The sequence below is a fragment of the Dactylosporangium sp. NPDC050688 genome (genome assembly GCF_040654515.1).
In the GTDB taxonomy this organism is placed as follows: Bacteria; Actinomycetota; Actinomycetes; order Mycobacteriales; family Micromonosporaceae; genus Dactylosporangium.
The window spans coordinates 28,598-46,291 of the sequence record NZ_JBFAIC010000062.1; the positions used below are offsets into that span (position 1 = coordinate 28,598).

At 76.4% G+C, this 17,694-nt stretch carries 7 protein-coding genes; 1 reads left to right on the top strand and 6 read right to left on the bottom strand.

Annotation, left to right across the window (positions count from 1 at the left end):
* Positions 1-160 precede the first annotated feature (160 nt).
* From AB0H83_RS39970 to AB0H83_RS39980, 3 genes are all read right to left on the bottom strand, one after another.
* Entirely contained in the window at positions 161-3,625 is a 3,465-nt protein-coding gene (locus AB0H83_RS39970; protein WP_360104937.1) for an ABC transporter ATP-binding protein, read from the bottom strand.
* Positions 3,626-3,695: 70 nt separating this feature from the next.
* On the bottom strand, positions 3,696-7,046 hold the full coding sequence (locus tag AB0H83_RS39975; RefSeq protein ID WP_360104940.1) for a BTAD domain-containing putative transcriptional regulator: 3,351 nt from the start codon (positions 7,044-7,046) through the stop codon (positions 3,696-3,698).
* Between the two features lie 58 nt (positions 7,047-7,104).
* Positions 7,105-8,826: a hypothetical protein gene (locus tag AB0H83_RS39980; RefSeq protein ID WP_360104943.1), complete on the bottom strand. Its 1,722-nt coding sequence runs from the start codon at positions 8,824-8,826 to the stop codon at positions 7,105-7,107.
* Between the two features lie 116 nt (positions 8,827-8,942).
* Here AB0H83_RS39980 and AB0H83_RS39985 point away from each other — a divergent pair, with 116 nt between their 5' ends.
* Positions 8,943-9,263: a hypothetical protein gene (locus tag AB0H83_RS39985; protein ID WP_360104946.1), complete on the top strand. Its 321-nt coding sequence runs from the start codon at positions 8,943-8,945 to the stop codon at positions 9,261-9,263.
* A 172-nt stretch (positions 9,264-9,435) separates the two neighbouring features.
* On the opposite strand, the gene AB0H83_RS39990 is transcribed toward AB0H83_RS39985, so the two are convergent.
* The 3 genes from AB0H83_RS39990 to AB0H83_RS40000 are packed head-to-tail and all read right to left on the bottom strand — an operon-like array spanning position 9,436 to position 17,582.
* Entirely contained in the window at positions 9,436-12,285 is a 2,850-nt protein-coding gene (locus tag AB0H83_RS39990; RefSeq protein WP_360104949.1) for a hypothetical protein, read from the bottom strand.
* A complete protein-coding gene (locus tag AB0H83_RS39995) occupies positions 12,282-15,272 on the bottom strand; it encodes a hypothetical protein (protein ID WP_360104951.1) in 2,991 nt (996 codons plus the stop codon). Before AB0H83_RS39995 ends, AB0H83_RS39990 begins: the two co-directional genes overlap by 4 nt.
* 15 nt (positions 15,273-15,287) lie before the next feature.
* Positions 15,288-17,582, bottom strand: a complete 2,295-nt coding sequence (locus AB0H83_RS40000) for an EAL domain-containing protein (RefSeq protein WP_360104954.1) — start codon at positions 17,580-17,582, stop codon at positions 15,288-15,290.
* Positions 17,583-17,694 lie beyond the last annotated feature (112 nt).

Here is a 17,694-nt window from a genome sequence, read left to right on the forward strand (position 1 = left end):
GCACGGGGCAGCGCCGGCCGCCAGCGCGGGCCGCCGGTTCCACAGACCGGCGCAGACCCGCGCGGGCCGCCGGTTCCACAGACCGGCGCAGACCCGCGCGGGCCGCGCGCGGGTCTGCCCTGGCGTGGGCTGCTGGTTCCGCACCCTGCGCGGGTGCGGGTCAGCCGGCGAGGTGGCCCCAGCGGTCCTCCAGCTCGCGCCAGGTGCCCTGGGCGGCGGCCGTGCCGTCGAGCAGGACCACGACGCGGTCGGCCTGGGTCAAAGCGGCGCGCTTCGAGGTGGAGCCGATGACGGTGACACCGTGGTCGCGCAGGGCGCGCCACAGGGCCAGCTCCGTGGTCACGTCCAGGGCCGAGGACACGTCGTCGGCGATGAGCAGTTCGGTGCGCGGGGCCAGGGCGCGGGCCAGGGCGAGGCGCTGCAGCTGGCCGCCGGACAGGCGGGTGCCCTTGTGGCCGATGAGCAGGCCGAGGCCGGCGCCCGCGGCGGTGAGGTCGTGGGTGAGCTGGGCGGTGGAGACGGCGTCGGCCGCGTCGACCTCGTGGCCGAGGCGGATGTTGTCCGCGACGGTGCCGGACAGCACGCGGGGCAGCTGGGCGACGTACCCGATCTGGTTGGGGCGCAGGAACATCTCGGGCTCGGTGACGGGTTCGCCGTTCCAGCGCAGGGCGCCGGTGTGGTGGACGATGCCGGCCAGGGCGCGCAGGAGCGAGGACTTGCCGGAGCCGACCGGGCCGACGACCAGGACCAGCTCGCCGCGGGAGACGGTGAGGTCAAGGTCGCGCACGGCCACGGTGCCGTCCTCGTGCACGGCGGTGAAGCCGTCCAGGTCGAGGCGGCGCAGCGGGCGGCGAGGCGGGGTCACCGGGGCCGGTGCCACGCCCTCGGACAGGTCGACGCCGGGGACCGCGGCGGCGTACTCGGCCTCGCCGGTCATCGCCACGGTGCGGCGGGTCCAGACGCGGGCCGAGGGCAGCTGCGAGACCAGCGACGCGGTCGTCCACGCGAACCAGCGGGCCGAGCCGAGGGTCGACACGGCCACGAGGGTGGCGCCGGCGGAAAGGTTGCCGGTGAGCAGCAGCGCCCACGCGCCGATCGGCAGCAGGCCGCTGGCGATCGCGGGGGTTGAGCGGGCCCACACCTGCATGGAGATCTCCCAGCGCTGCCGGGCGCTGCGGATGGCGTCGAGGTTCGCGAGGTGGTCCAGGACGGGGCGGGTCGCGCCGGCGAGCTTGACGGTGCGGGCCGCGGACAGCGACGAGACCAGGGAGGTGGCGAACGCGGCCCGGGCGGCCACGGTCTTCGTCGCGGAGCGTTTCAGCACGGGGCCGAACAGCGACGCGGCGAGGCCGGACAGCACGATCGTGGCGGCCATGAACGCGGCCGGGACCAGCGAGCCCGACACGAGGGTCATGGTGACCAGGACGAACGCGCAGATCCACTGGTCGATGAGGTTGTCGGCGAGCACGACGACGCGCTCGGTGTCGCCGCCCTGGGCGACGACCTCGGCGGGGGTGTGCGTGCTGACCCGGCGCGGGCCGGTCTGGCCGTGCACCAGGCGCAGGCTGATGCGCAGCAGCTGCCGGACCCACCACTCGGGGAACCACTTGCCGGTGTAGTACGGCAGCGGTAACGGCAGCAGCAGGCCGGCGACGATGCCGACGGCGGGCCACAGGGTGCCGCCGGTGCCGTCGACCAGGTCGGCCCACAGCCACGGCAGCACCGAGCCGTCAAGGCCGAGGAACACCATGCAGGAGAACATGGCGACGGCGACCAGGCCGTACCGCGCGTCGTTGGTGGCGAGCTTGTAGATGTTCCACAGCGTGCGGGCCCTGGGCAGCTTCGGCAGCGGGGGCGGGTCCGTCTTGTCCGCCAGGGACGAGACGAGCGAGCCCTCCAGCGGGGCCGGTTCGAGCACGGCGACGGAGGAGCCGGAGGGCGCGACGGGCACCCGTACCGACGATGCCGCCAGCAGCTCCGCGAACCGGGACGACGAGGACAGCGGGCCCGCCTCGACCACGGCGCCGTCGGCGAGGACCACGACCTCGTCGCAGCGGCGCACCGAGGACAGCCGGTGCGCGACGATGATGCCGATGCGCCCGACGAGCAGCCGGTCCGTGGCCCGCTGCACCTGGGTCTCGGTGACCGGGTCGAGCCGCGCGGTGGCCTCGTCGAGGATGACGACCTGCGGGTCGCGCACCACGATGCGGGCGAACGCGACCAGCTGCTCCTGCCCGGCGGACAGCACGTGGCCGCCCTCGCCGAGCTTCGTCTGCATGCCGTCGGGCAGCTCGGCGACCCACGAGGTGAGGCCGAGCTCCTCCATGGCCTGCCCGGCGCGCTCGATCAGGGCCGGGTCGAACAGGGCGATGTTCTCCGCGAGGGTGCCGGCGAGGATCTCGGTGCGCTGCGGCACGACTGCGATCCACCGGCGCAGCGCCTCCACGTCGAGGTCGAGCAGGTCGACGCCGCCGAGGAAGACGGTGCCGCGCGGCAGGTCGACGGCGCGGGTGAGGACCTTCGCCAGGGTGGATTTGCCCGAGCCGGTACGGCCGACGAGCGCGTAGGAGCGGCCACGGGCGAAGGTCAGGTTGACGTCGCGCAGCGCGGGGCGCCGGGCGGCGTCCTGCTCGCCCTTGGTGTAGCGGAACGTGAGGTCCCGCACGACGAGGTCGCCCCCGGTCGGCTCGAGGCCGCCGGTGGGCTCCTGCGGCGAGTCGCGCAGCAGCTGGACGCGGCCCCAGGCGCCGAGCGCGTACTGCAGCTCGGGCACCATCCGGCTGGTGTGCTCGACGGTGGCGCCGAAGCCGAGCGCGAGCAGCCACACCGCGGTGAGCCGGGCGCCGTCGATGCGGCCGTCGGCCATGGCCCACAGGCCGGCCAGGACGATGACGGCGATGCCGGCGCGCACGGCACCGGCAGCCACGGCGGTGACCGCGCCGGAGCGGGTCCAGACCTGGCGGCCGCGGGCGAGCACGACGCTGGCGCGGTTGGCGAACAGGCGCAGCACGTAGGGCCGGGCGAGGCTGGTGCGCACGTCGTCCTGGCCGTGGATGGACTCCTCCATCACCGCGGCCAGGTCGGACCATGCCTCCTCCTCGGCCATGCGGGCGGTGCCGATCTTCGCGGTCGGCTTGCGCAGCACGGCGGTGAGGCCGGCGACGAGCACGATCATGGCGATGCCGGCGGGCCACCACACGTACATGGTGGTGCCGATCGACAGCACGCCGAACGCGAGGGACTGGGCGATCCGCACGCCGCTGCCGCGCACCTCGGAGGCGACCTGGTAGACGTCGCCGTCGATGCGGTCGAGCAGCTCGCCGACGGGCGTGGTCTCCAGCGTCGGCAGGTCCTGGCCGAACGCGACCCGGCACAGCCGGCGGCGCACGTCGGCGGACCAGTCGGCGGTGAGCCTGGCCATGATGAGCCCGACGGCGAGGTCGGTGAGCACGGCAGCGACGAGGGCCACGGCGAGGACCGTGAACATTGTCCATGATCGATGTATCAGGACCGATCCGGCCACACCTGCCGCGGCGGCCTGACCGGCGGCGCCGAGGATGACCAGGAACACCACCAGCCCGGTGCGGCGCGGCGACGTGGCCCAGAGGTCACGGAGCAGGCGCATGGTGGGATCCCCCCGGATCGTTGTGGCGGCTTCTCAGACTGCGCCGTGACCCGGGGCATTTTCAAACCATTTACAGAAGATCGGCGGCCGTCTCGATCGTCGTCGCTCGACCTCGCGCGACCGCGGCGGCACGCTGCGCATCCGTCAATGCGGCGTGTGCGGCATCCGCGAGCGCGACCAGGTGCGGCCGGGTACGGTCCGGGCCACCACGGATCTGCTCGGCGGCCGTGAGCAGCGTCACGGCGGTCGCGGCGGCGCCGTCCAGCAGCATGACCTCCGCCGCGTCCTCGAGCACCGCGCCGGCGACGGGTCCGTCGAACGCTCCGCGGGCATGTTCGAGTGCGGCGGCGGCCATGGTACGGGCCTCGTCCGGCTTCCCCTCGCGGGCGAGCACCACCGCGAGTCCACCGTGGACGGCCGCCAGCAGCTGCGACGAGGCCCGGTCCCCGGCCAGGACGCGGCTCGCCTCGGCGAAGCGCCGGCGGGCCTCGGCGAGCCGGCCGGCCCGCAGCGCCCGGTCGGCGTAGACGTACTCGACGAACGCGATCCCGTCGGGCAGCCCGACCTGCAGCGCCGTGCGCCGCGCCGCGGCCAGCACCAGCTCCGCCTGCTCGGGGCGGCCGAGCAGCTCGTGCAGTTGGGCCAGGCGCACCTCGGCGGCGGAGCGGTCCTCGGTCGTGCCCAGTTCGGCGAAGAGCCGCAGCCCCTCCTCCAGGTGCTCGACGGCCTCGGCGTAGTCGCCGCGGCGGGCGAGGATCTCGGCGAGGGACTGCAGCGCCGCGGCCATCCCCCACCGTTCGCCGATCTGCCGGAACCCCGCCAGGGCCTTGGCGAAGCGGCTCGCCGCGGCGTCGTACGGGACACCGAGGTTCATCTCGGCGTGGCACAGCAGCAGCTCGCCGAGGCTCGCCAGCCACGGGTCGGGGTCGCGGGCGAGGACGCCGATGTGGTCCAGGGTGGCCCGGGTCGAGCCCTCGCGGAACAGCATCGAGACCGCCCGGAACAGCCGGAACATGGGGTGGCTGCCCTGGTACGCGAACGCCTCGGTGAACCAGGCGTCCAGCTGGGCGGCGTCGCCGATGCCGTCGAAGCCGTTGACCGCGGCCACCCCGCACGCCATCGCACGCGCGTCGGGGTCGGTCGGCCCGTCCAGCGCGAGCGCGGCGACGGCCAGCCCGGTGCCCTCGACCCGGTGCCCGCGCATCCACCAGTACCAGCCGAGGATCAGCACGAACCGCACCGCCAGGTCGGCGTCGCCGTCGGCCACGGCCCGGCGCAGCGCCCCGTGCAGGTTCTCGTGCTCGGCGGACAGCAGCGCGAGCGCCGTGAGCTGATCGGCGGTGCGCAGGGCCGGCTCGAGGCGCTCGGCGAGGGCCAGGAACCAGGTCGCGTGCCGCCGCCGCAGCCGCGCGGTCTCGCCCTGCTCCTCGAGCCGCTCCAGGCCGTAGGCGCGGATGGTCTCCAGCATCCGGTACCGGCCGTCGACCTCGACCAGCAGCGACTTGTCCACCAGCGCGGCGACCAGCTCGACGGGATCGCCGAGCGTGCCGTCGGGGTCGCAGACGGCCGCGGCAGCCTCCAGCGTCGCCCCGCCGGGGAAGACCGCGAGCCGGCGCAGCATCGCCTGCTCCGCGCCGGTGAGCAGGTCCCAGCTCCAGTCCACGACCGCCCGCAGCGTCTGGTGCCGCGGCAGCGCCGTGCGGCTGCCCCGGGTGAGCAGCCGGAACCTGTCGTCGAGCCGGTCGGCGACCTGCGCGGCCGTCATCGACCGGCACCGGGCCGCGGCCAGCTCGATCGCCAGGGGCATGCCGTCCAGCGCCCGGCAGATCCGCAGGGCTGAGCCGTCCAGCCGGAAGCCTGGCCGTACCGCGGCCGCACGATCCGACAGCAGCAGCGCCGCCGGCGAGTCCAGCGCGTCGCCGGGCAGCGGCCCGACGGGCACCAGCACCTCCCCGGTGATGCCGAGCGGCTCCCGGCTGGTGGCGAGCACGCGCAGGTGCGGGCAGTCACCGAGCAGCCGGTCCACGAGCGCCGCCGCGGCGCCGACGACGTGCTCACAGTTGTCCACGATGAGCAGGATCCGCCGGTACGCCAGTGCGTCCGCCAACCGATCCAGCCCCACCGACCCGTCGGGGGCGCTCACGACGTCACCTCCGCTGCGCTCCGGCGCCGCCGTGATCCAGGACTGAGCCCGATGGTTCGCGGCCCCTCCGCTACGCTCCGGACCGCTCACGACGTCACCTCCGCTACGCTCTGGCGCCGCCGTGATCCAGGACTGAGCCCGATGGTTCGCGGCCCCTCCGCTACGCTCCGGACCGCTCACGCGGCGGCCCGGACCGGTGGCGCCGGCCGGGTCGCGCAGGCCGAGCGCCGTCCAGACCGCCTGCACGACGTCGCCGGGGTCACGCCGGCCGCTCGCCGGACCTCCGGTGACGCTCGTGAGCTCGACCAGCCACACCCCGCCGTCGGGCGCGTCCGGCAGGCCTCGGCCGACCTCGGTGGCCAGCCGGGTCTTGCCGGCGCCGCCGGGCCCGACGAGCGTCACCAACCGGGCCTGCCCGACCAGGGCGCGGACCGCGCGCACCTCGTCGTCGCGGCCCACGAAACTGGTCAGCGGCGCCCGCAGGTTGCCCCGCCGCGGCGCCCCCGCCGCCTCGGCCCCGGGTGCCGGGTGAGCTGCGCGGGCCGGCGGGCCGGCCGGGGTGTTGCGCAGGATCGCCAGGTGGGTGGTGGTCAGCGTGGCCGACGGGTCGGCGCCGAGCTCGTCGGCGAGGCGCTTCCTGCAGCGCTCGTACGCGCGCAACGCGTCGGCCGTGCGCCCCTCGGCGTGCAGTGCCCGCATCAGCAGCGCGACCAGCCGCTCCCGCAGCGGGTGCGCGGCGGCCATGGCCTCCAGCTCCGCCACGGCGCGCACCCCGAGACCGAGCTCCGCGTCGATGCGGTCCTCGGCGGCGGCCAGCCGCAGCTCGTCCAGCCGGGCCCGCCAGCCCAGCGCGAACGGCGCGTCCCCGGCGTCGGCCAGGGCCGGCCCGCGCCACAGCGTCTCGGCCTCGCGCAACAGCCCGGCGCCGGCGGCCGGGTCCTGCGGCAGGAGCGCGCGGCCCCGCTCGACCAGCTCGGCGAAGCGCAGGTGGTCGACGTCGCGGGCGGCGACATCGAGCAGGTACCCACCCGGGCGGGCGGCCAGCATCCCGTCCGGCAGGACCCGCCGCAGCCGCGACACCAGCGACTGCAGCGCGTTGCCGGCGTCACCGGGTGGCGTGTCGCCCCAGATGCCGGCGGCGAGTCGGCCGGGGGTGACGGTGCGCCCGGCCTCCAGCGCGAGGAGCGTGACCAGGAGCCGCAGGCGCGCGCCACCGATCTCGACGGGCGCGCCGGTCGCGGCCCGCACCTCGAGGGGGCCCAGCACCCTGATCCGCACCCGACCGATTGTGCCCTTCCCGCCACCGTCCGCACCGCACGGCCCTGGGGCCGGAGTGCTAATCCAACAGCTCGGCCACCCGCAGCAGCCCTTGGCGCAGCCGGCGGAAGTACGTTGCCCGGCTCAGGTGCAGCCGATACGCGACGAGGTCGTGCCCACGGGCGCCGCGCAGGTAGTACTCGCTGAGCACTGCCGCCGCCTCGCGGTCCACCGGCGACGCCGACCCGCCCAGCGCCACTACCGCGGCCACGACACGGTCGTCGACCGGCGCCGGCCCACGCCTGGCCCGCACCTGCTCCAGCGTGGCACGCACCGTGTCCACCGGCGGCTCGGCGGCCGGCGGTGGCGGCGCCTGCAGCCGCCCCAACCACCCGGGCAGCTGCGCCGGCCGGAACGCCCGTGCCCAGACCGCGTTGGCCCGCCCGCACCGGTACAGGTCGTCGCGCGTCTGCCCGAGCCGCCGCAGCCCGAACCGCGCGCACATCTGCTGATACGGCAGCCACGGCGTCGACACGACGAGCCGCCCCCGCGCGATGCCCTGGGTCATGATCTGCCGCACCAGCAGCGGCTGGAAGCGGGCGTAACGTTCCTGGACCGCCATCATCCCCACCACCGCCCCGCCCGCGTTCACGACCGCCGAGGCGTGCTGCTGCAGCAACGAGTCGAGCACCGGCGCGGGGCCGACGTCCAGCGGCGTCAGATTGACCATCCCGACGGCCCGGTCGTCACCGTCGACGAGCAGGTGGAAGCCGTGCTCTGCGCCGTCGAGCCAGCGCTGCAGCATCCGGTCGGCACGGCCGCCGTCCAGGCCCTCGGTCACCGACCACTGCCGGGTCAGGCGCCCCATGTCGGAGGCGTCGTCCGCGGCCGCGGGCCGCACCCGCATCGGTCCGGGCCCCTCGGTGAACAGGTCGTCGCGCAGGTGCGGCCGGGCGGACAGGAACAGGACCTGCTCGGCGAGGCGGGCCCGCAGCCGCGCGTCGCCGGTGAGCGCGACCTGCCCGTGGCGACGCGCTGCGGCCCTCGCGGCCAGTCGTCGTTGCTGGTCGGGTCGCCGCCAGCGGTACGCCAGGTCGAGCACCGTCCGGAACGGCTCGACGACGCCGAGCCCGTGCGCCTCCGCCCGCACCACGCTGAGCCGCGCCAGCCCGTCGAAGCCGCCCCGGGGCACCCGCACGAGCGCGGCCAGCAGCTCCTCATCTGCACCATCCACAGTGGACAGAATGGGGAGCGGCTCGAGATCGAGCCCCGGCGCCTCAACCCGCAGCCGGCGCAGCACGACGGCTGCGGCCGCGTCGGCCAGCGCCCCGGGCGCCCCCGGGTCCGCTCCCGCCAACAGCGCCCCCGCGACCACCCCGGCCAGCAGTGGCACCCCGCCGGCCAGCCGCGCGACGACGTCCACCGCCGCTCCGGCGAGGCCGAGCCCCGCGGCCAGCGCCCGGATCTCGCCCTCCGGCCACGGCGACAGCTCGACCAGGATCGCCGCCTGCCCGCCCCACGCCGGCCGGGACGCGAGGGCCCGGCGCGCCGCGACCACCATCACCGTGCCGGGCGGGGCGGCACGTAATCGGCGGCGCGCGGCCCGGATCCGCGGCTCACTGTCGGCCCCGTCGAAGATCCACGGTCGGCGCGGCGCGGCCGCGGCCACCTCGGCCAGCAGCCTCGACTTGCCGATCCCGAGCGGACCCACGAGGTTGACGACCCGCGGCGGCGATGCCGGCCGGGCGGCTCGGAGCAGCCCGGCGAGCATCCGGCGCGCGTCGGGTAACGCGGTCGGCATGCCGGACACCATACCAACACTTGTCGATCTTCTCGGTGATTGCTGAGACCTGGATGAGACTCCGCCACCCACCGCGGTCGCTACGCTCACCTTCACCGCCATATCGAGGAGGACCAATGGGAATTGCGCATCGCATCCGCACCGCCGCCGCGGCCACACTGCTGGTCGGGGCCGGCGTGCTCGCGTTCACCGCCCAGCCGGCCGCGGCCGCCGTCACTAACTGCGTGTACGGCTGGAACCTCTCGCTGAACCAGATGTCAGCCACCTGCAGCACGTCCCTGACCGAGACCTGGTACCTGCGGCTGACCTGCGAGCGCTACAACCAGACCCAGTTCACCGTCAACGGCTCGATCGTCCCCGGCCCGGGCCGGGCCACGTCGATCGCGCGCTGCCCGTCCAACACCGAAATCGCCGGCTACACCATCGCCTACCTGTGACCGCACGTGCCCGGCCCCGCTGCTGGCGGGGCCGGGCACGGGGTGGCACCGCAATACGGGCCGCGGGCCGCTTCCCTGCCTGACCGGGCATCTCCGGAGGCCGCACCGGGCATGCGGCCTGCGGCCGGCGGCGCCGGGGTGTCGCGCTGTTCCCAGCGTGGCCGGCACGCGGTCAGCGGCGCGCGGCCGTTGCCTGGGCCGTGAGACCCGCGACGGCCAGCAGCACCAGCGTCCCCGCGACCGTCGCCGCCGGCATCCCCAGCGGCGGCACCCCCACCCCCGCCAGCCCGGGCAGCGTCCCGCCGACCGCGGCCCACGCCACCCCGGCCGCCACCACCCCGGCCAGCCCCGCGGCGGCCACCAGTGCCACCACCACCAGCGGCTCCACCAGGGTCCCGGAAGCACGGCGCAGGCCCTGCACCCGCAGGGCGCGCAGGTCGGTGGTCGTCGTGCCGATGGCCGCGACGGCCAGGCCCGCCGCGCCGAGGGTCACTGACAGCACGCCGGCGAAGAGGTAGAAGCGCAGGCCGAGCGCGGTGCCGCCGGCGGCGATCGCGGCGCGGGTGTCGGCGACGGCGCGGCGGCCGGTGACGGTGAGGCCCTGGGCCCGCAGCGCGTCGACGACGGTGGGTGGCGCGGTCGCCGACAGCCAGACCTCGGCCTCGTCGGCGCGGCCGTCGTCGGCGGCGAGGAGGTCGGCGTACTCGAGGTCGACCAGCGCGCCGGCGGTGCCGACCCGGGGCAGGCGGGTCGCCGTGGACAGCGCCGCGGGCACGGGCCTGCCGCCGAACGTCTTGAACACGCCGTCCGGCGCCGCCGTCGTGGTCACGACGGGAAGCTGGTCGAGACCGCCGGCGGGGCGCAGGACGCCGGCGTCCGGCTGCGTCGTCATCGGCAGGCTGAACGTGATCCCGCCGGCGCCGGGTGTCGCGCTCGCGCCGGTGGCGACGCGCCAGTCAGTCGTCGGCGGCGAGTGCAGGGTGACGACGACGGTCGGTCCGACGTACGACGGCAACCGCACGGCGATCTCGATCAGCCGGCAGCCGCCCGTGCACATCGGGGTCGGCGCGGTGTACGACCGCCGCCCCGATACGAGCGTGCCCAGCTCGACGATGGTGGTCGGCCGACCGTCCAGCGGGGCGAACGTGGCGGCCAGGACGATGTCGGGCCGGTCGATCGGGCCGGCGGTGACGTCGAGGGTCAGCGCGGCGCCGGTGAGGATGACCGGCGTCCCGGGCGACGGCGGGTGCAGGCGCGCGGCCACGTCGGCGGCGGCGCCGGCGCCGGTGGGCCAGAGCGCGACGGCGGCGAGGCGGGAGGCGTCGACGGCGACGGCCGCGGTGGCGCCGTCCCTGGCGGGGCGGATCGGCACGACGGCCATCGCCGAGCGGCCGTCGGGGTCGGCGGCACGCACGGCCCGCAGCAGCTGGACGCGGCTGGTCGCGTCGACGGTGAGCACGACCGGCGCGCCGGTGTCGAGCTCGGCCTGCTGCTGCTGGCGCTGGTCGACGGCGGCGGTGGCCGCGGCGGCGAACGCGAGCGACCCGACGGCGAGGGTCAGCAGCACCAGCAGCCGGGCGCCGACCGGCCGGCGGGCCAGCCGGAACCCGGCGAGGACCCCGGCGAGCCGGACCGGGCCGAGGGCGCGGCGGCGCAGCGCCCGGCCGGCGACCAGGCCGCTGAGGACGGGCCCGGCCCGGCCCGCGACGACGGCCACGGCGAGCATGACGAGGGCCGGCGCGAGCAGCGCGACGCCACCGGGGCGGCCGCGGACCTGCAGGACGGTGACGACCGCGGCCACCACGAGCAGGCCCTCCAGGGCGAACCCGCGCCAGCGGGCGGTGTGCCGGTCGACCTGCCGCAGCAGCGCCGACACGGGCGCGGAGACGGTGCGCAGCGCGACGGTGACCGCGACGGCGAAGGCGCCGAGGACCGCGACCGCCGCGTACGGCCACGCGTCGCGCGTCTGCCAGCCGCCGGCGGCGGTGAACCCGAGCAGCGCGCCGGTGAGCACGGACAGCAGCGTCTCCCCCGTGGCCAGCCACCACCGGCCGGGCCGCGCGACGCCGCGCAGCGCGATGACCCCGTGCTCGAAGCGGCGGGCCCGGATGACGGTGGACACGGCGAGCGTGATGACGGCCCAGGCGAGCAGCAGCACCGGCGCGACCGCGAACGGCACGGTCTCGCGCACCTCCGCGCGGCGGGCGGCGATGCGGTCGAGCATGACGTCGAGGTCGGTGTTGAGCCGCGCACCGTCGCTGCTGCGCTGCTGCGCCGCGGTGACCCACTCCCGCAGTGCCGGGAGGGTCTCGACGGTGATGGCGCCGGGCAGCGGGTACGCGTCGAAGGACTGCAGCTCGCTGGGCCGGGCGAACGTGTCCAGGGTGCGCCGGTCGACCTGGAACGCGTCGCGGGCGCCGCCGGCGCGGCCCCAGTAGGGCTCGGCGCCGTCGCGGGGCACGACGATACCGACGACGGTGAGCGACGTCGGTGCGCCCGCCGGGAGGTACCGGCCGCTGGCGGAGTCGTACCGGGAGCCGGCGAGGGGCACCGTGTCGCCGGGGCGCAGGCCGAGACGCCCGGCGGTGCGTTCGGTCAGGACGGTGTCGCCGGTGCCCATCAGGCACCGGCCGGCGACGATCCGGACGTGCCCGCAGATGCCCTCGCGGTACACGACGGTGCCGAGCTGGGCGGCGGTCGCCTGCTCCAGCTCGGCGGGCTGGACGGTGAACTGGGCGGAGAAGACGGTGGCGTACCCGGGGGTGTCGAGCCAGCCGCCGGCGAGGCTCTCGAACGTCTTGGCCATGCCCCCGCCGCCGGAGGACTGGACCTCGCCGGTGATGAGCACGGTGCGTTCGGCCGGTGCGGCGGCGTCGACCTCGGTGCGCACGATCCGGTCGTCGGCGCGGGCGAGGTACACCGGGGCGGCGAGGGCGCCGGCGGTGGCCAGGGCGGTGAGCAGCATGACGGTCGCGGCCCGGCCGCGCCGCGACCACAGCATCGCCAGGACGAGCCCGATCACCGCGACCTCCCTGCGCCCGTTGCGTCCGGGTCGCCGGCGCGGCCCGCTGCGGCGGGGTCGCCGCCTGGATCACCGGCTGCCGCGCCGCCGGAGCGGGCGCCGCCGGTCCGGGAGGCTGCGCGGGCGCCGTTGCTGTTGGAGTTGGTACGGGCCGGGCCGCCGGCGGGGCTGCGGGACCACAGGGCGGGCGGCAGCAGCACGGCGAGGACCACGACGGCGGCGGCGAGGACGGCGAGCCACTGCACCGGTGCCACCGGCACGGGCCAGCGGTCGGCGAACGGGCGTACCGGTGCCGGGGCCAGCAGCCGCAGCAGTACCGCCGCGGCGAGCCCGACCGGCACGGCGACCAGCACGGGCGCCGCCGAGGTCCACCGGCCCACGGTGCGGGCGGTGGCCGCGGGCAGGCCCTGGCGCCGCAGCGCGGCGAGCTCGGCGCCGCGCTGCCGGCGGTCGACGGCGGCGACGACGGCGGCGGTGATCGCGCCCAGCAGCAGCGCGATCACGCCGCCGGCGAGCCCGGCGAGCAGGGTCACGGCCGGCGCGAGCCGCCCGGCGCGGGTGGCCGCGGCGGCCGCGCTGTCGTCGCCGACGACGGTGAGCCCGGCGGCCCGCAGCCGGTCGGGCAGGTCGGCGGGGGCGGACGGGCCCAGCCACACCTCGAGGCGTTCGGCGGCGCCCGCGGCGGGCCCGCCGGAGGGGCCGGCGATGTGGGCGGCGTACTCGAGGTCGACGAGCACGCCGCTGGCGCCGCCGCGCGGCACGGAGGCGACGGCGTGCGGGGTCACGGGCAGGTCGGCGCCGAAGAGCCGCACCCGGGGCAGGTCGTTGTCCTCGGTGAGGACGGGGTTGCCGGCGACGACGGCGGGCAGCGGGACGGGGGTGTCCACGACGTAGAGGCGGTTGTCGCGGGGGCGTTCGCTGGGCGGGTCGGCGTCCTGCAGGCGCAGGCGGCCGTCGCGGTGGCCGGCCAGGACGGTGCTGACCGCCCGGCCGAGCGTGGTCCGCCAGCGGGCCGGGTCGCCGAACGTGGCACCGTCGACGGCGACCTTCCCGTCGGCGCGCAGCTCGAGCAGGTCGACAGGCCCGCGGTTCACCTCGACCGCGACGAGCCGGCAGCCGCCGGCGCACTGCGGCACCGCGACGTCCACCGTGGACTCCTTGGGCTCCCCGGCGGCGCCGGGCTCGGGGCCGGCCGGGGCGGCGCCCGGAGGTCTGAAGACGGCGGTGACCCGCTCGGCGGCGCCGGCCAGCAGCAGCGTCACCGTGGAGCCCGCCGAGACCGACCGCAGGCTCAGCGTGCTGCCGGTGACGGTCAGCGGCGCGGGCGCCTCGGCGCGCAGCGACGGCAGGTCGGTGCCGGTGACCGCGCGCAGCCGGGTGCCGTCGACCGCGATGACCGGGATCCTGCTGCCGCCCCCGATGGCGACGGCCATCGCGTCGCGGCCGCCCGGGTCGGCGGCGCGGACCGCGGTGAGGAGCCGCTCCCGGTCCACCGGCGCGATCCGCAGGACCCGCTCGGCGCCGACCTCCACGGCGGCGCGCTGGGTGCGGGCGCCCGCGGCGCCGGCCCAGTCCTGCGCCGCGACGGCGAGCACGCAGGTGGCGGCGGCCAGCACGGGCACGATCCGGTACGCGGTGCGCCGCCGCCCCAGGGTCAGCCCCGCAAGGGCGCCGCCGACCCGCCCGCCGGCGAGCGCGGTCCGGCCGGCGAGCCCTGCGGCGGACAGCAGCGCGCGGGTGGCCAGTACACCTGCCGCCAACGCGATGAGCAGGGGCGCCGCCTGCCCGAGGCCGAACCCGGTGTCCCGGCGCACGTTGGCGGCCGGCTCCGCGGCCAGCTGGAACACCGCCGCGGCGCCGAGGGCGAGGACGCACACCTCGAGCGTCGCGGCGACCAGCGGCCGGCGGGGCTGCACGACCCGCAGCAGCGCCGGCACGCCGGCCCGGGTCGCCGGCCACTCGGCGGCGACGACAATCAGCACCCCGGCGGCGAGGGCCGGCCACAGCGCGGGGCGCACCGCGACGGCCCAGGCGCCGCCGGCGAGCAGCGGCAACAGGCTCTGCCCGGCGGTGCCGGTGAGGATCCGCCACGGCGGCAGCCCCCGGATCGCCATGCGGGCGGCGTCGGCGCGGCGCTCCTGCGCGGCGTAGGCGGCCGCGACGGCGATCGCGAGGCCGCCGCACAGCAGCACCTGCAGCTCGACGAGGAGCAGGCCGCGGCGCACCCCGTGCCGGTCGGCGGCGACGGTGGCGGCCAGGGCCGGGGCGCCGGAGACCACCTCGAGGGAGCCGCCGCGCAGCCGGGCGATCGTCGCGTCGAGCGCCGCCGGGTCGTCGAACGCCTCCTCGGGCAGCAACGCGTCGTAGGTGGCCACGGCGGTGCCGCCGGGCTTGGCGACGGTGCCGCGGGTGGTGTACGCGGCGACGCCGTCGAGCCCGGACCAGAACCAGCCGAGCGGCTCGGCGGGCTCGAACAGCCCGACCAGAGTGAGCGGGACCTGGGTGGTGCCGGAGCCGCCGTCCTGCAGCAGCTCGTCGCCGACGGTGAGGCCGAGCTGGCGGGCGACGTCGGGGCCGAGGACGATCTCGCCGTCGTCCTCGGGGCAGTGGCCCTGCAGCATGGTGGCGTTGCCGCAGAAGCCGTCGACGGCGCGCAGCTCGGCCGCCAGGCGCAGCGACCCGGCGCGCAGCATCCCGGAGTAGCGGACCCCGAGCACCGTGCGGTCCGCCACCACGCCGGTGATCATGGAGCGGAACCTGCCGACGATGTCGTCGGGCCGGGTGCCGAGGGCGACCGCGCCGCGGACGCTCAGGGTGCGCTCGGCCGGGGTGGCCGCGGCGACCCTGGCGGTGGCGGCGGCCCGCTCGGCACGGCCGGCGACGGTGCCGGCGGCGACGGCCGCGCCCATGGTCAGTGCGGCGAGGGCGAACATGACGACCGCGGCGGCACGCCGGGCCCGCAGCGCGGCGACGATCAGGCCCAACACGTAGAGGACCTTACGTCACACCAGACTGTTTTCGGGGTCCAGAGCGCCGGGGGGCGCGACCTCGTGCAGCGGGCCGGCGAGCCCGAAGCGGTGGCCCTGGCCGTATCTGCAGCCCAGCGCGGCCATGGTGGCCGCCTGCCGATCGGTTTCGATACCTTCGGCGACGACCGTCACACCCATGCCGGCGCAGATCGAGACGATGGAGCGGCAGATGGCCTCGCTGCGCCCGCCGTCGGCGAGGGTGAAGCTGCGGTCGAGCTTCACCTCGTCGACCGGCATGGCGTGCAGCTGGGCGAGGGCGTTGTAGCCGGTGCCGAAGTCGTCGAGGGCGAAGCGGACGCCGAAGCGGCCGAGGCGCTGGACCGCGCCGGCGGCGGCGGACAGGTCCGGCAGCTGCGCGGTCTCGGTGAGCTCGAGCAGCAGCCGGTGCGGGGGCAGGCCGTGGCGCAGGACCGCGGCGCGGACGGTCTCCTCGTGCTCGGACCGGCCGAGCCGGGCCGCGGAGGTGTTGACGTGCACGGCGATGCTCGCCCACGGGCCGCGGAACGCGGCGGCGTCGCGGCAGGCCCGGTCGAGCACGAAGTCGTCGACGAGGCGGATCAGGCCGATCTCCTCGGCGGTGGCGATGAACATGTCGGCCGAGACCGGGCCGAGGCTCGGGTGGGTCCAGCGGGCGAGGGCCTCGACGGCGACGACGGTGCCGTCGTTGAGCCGCACGATCGGCTGGTAGTGCACGTCCAGGCCGCGCCCGTCGCGCAGGGTGTCGGCGAGCATTTCGGCGAGATCGGAGCTGCCGGTGCCGTCGGGGAGGTCCACCCGGTACCGCACGAGGGTGCCCTTGCCCTGGCGTTTGCCGGCGTACATGGCGGCGTCGGCGCGCCGCAGGAGCATGTCGGCGGTGTGCACCGGGCCGTGCGTGCCGGCCTCGACCAGGCCGATGGAGGCCGCGACGGTGACGGTGGCACCGTCGAGGTCGAACGGCTCGCGCAGCGCGGTCATGATCCGCTCGGCGGGGACGCCGGGGTCGCCGCCGCCCTCCAGGAGCACCGCGAACTCGTCGCCGCCGACGCGGGCAATGGTGTCGCCGTCGCGGACCGCGCCGCGCAGGCGGTCGGCGACCAGGCGCAGCAGCAGGTCGCCGGCGTGGTGGCCGTAGCGGTCGTTGACCGCCTTGAAGTCGTCGAGGTCAAGGAAGAGCACGGCGAGGGGGCGTTCGTCACGGTGGTGCAGGGCGAGCGCGTGGCCGAGCCGGTCCTGGAACAGCACCCGGTTGGACAGCCCGGTGAGGCCGTCGTGGAACGCCTGGTGGCTGAGCCTGGCCTGGCTCTCGGAGAGGCGGTCGAGCAGCACCGCGTTCTCGACCAGGGTGACCGCCTGCCGGATGATCAGCAGCGAGATGACGGCCGTCTCCGCGACGATCTCGAAGGTGTCCATCGTGCGGCCCTGGGCCAGCTGGATCATGAAGAGCACGCCGGTGCCGGCGACCGGCACGTACGGCAGCAGCAGGTGCCCCCACCGGTGGTGCGGCCTCGGCGACTCGGGCGGCGGCTCGCGGGTCGGGGTCGCGGCGGCGACGGCGACGAGGGCCTGCCCGGCGATGAACCCGGCGTCGGCCAGCGGCGGCATGCGCTCGGCGCCGGCGGCGACGAGGTAGGCGAAGACGCTGTCGGAGAACGACAGGCAGAACAGCCCGATGCCAAGGATCGACAACTGGCGGCGGTTGACCGCGGCGGAGCGGGCCAGCAGCAGGATGACGATGACGGTGAGCAGCACGTCGGTGACCGGGTAGGCGATCGCGACGGTGTAGGCGAACGGGGTCCCGGCGCCGGCCCGTACGACGGCACCAAGCGAGGTGGCCCAGGTCAGCACGAACAGCGCGCCGACGACGATGAGGCCGTCGAGGACCATGACGAGCTGCGCGGCGAGCCTGCGCGGGCCGCCCTCGGCGGGCGGGCGGTCACCGGCCAGGGCGATGAGGGCCGGCAGCGCGAAGACCGGCAGGGTCAGGTAGCCGGCGTCGGCGAGGGACGGCGAGGGCAGCGCGTCGTCGCGGAAGAGCTGATACCAGGACCAGATGAACTGGCCGATCATCCAGCCGCAGGCGCCGGTGCCCATCCACAGCCGCCAGCGGCGCTGGGCGCCGGTGTGCCGGCGGGCGGTGATCCAGCACGTGAGGGTGGCGGCGAGCCCGGCGCCGAACTGCGCCAGGTCGTCGACGAACTGCGACCACCACGGGCTGAGCAGTCCCGAGCCGGCCAGGGCGACGGCCCCGAACACCCCGGCCACGGCGACTGCGAGCGGGACGGACACGGGTCTGCGCGACAATGTACGCATCCTCACCGGAGGTGATCACGACGACACGCGGATGACCTTCCGTACGCTACCGCAAGCCCTCGGCACCGAGGTCACGAAGACACATCGG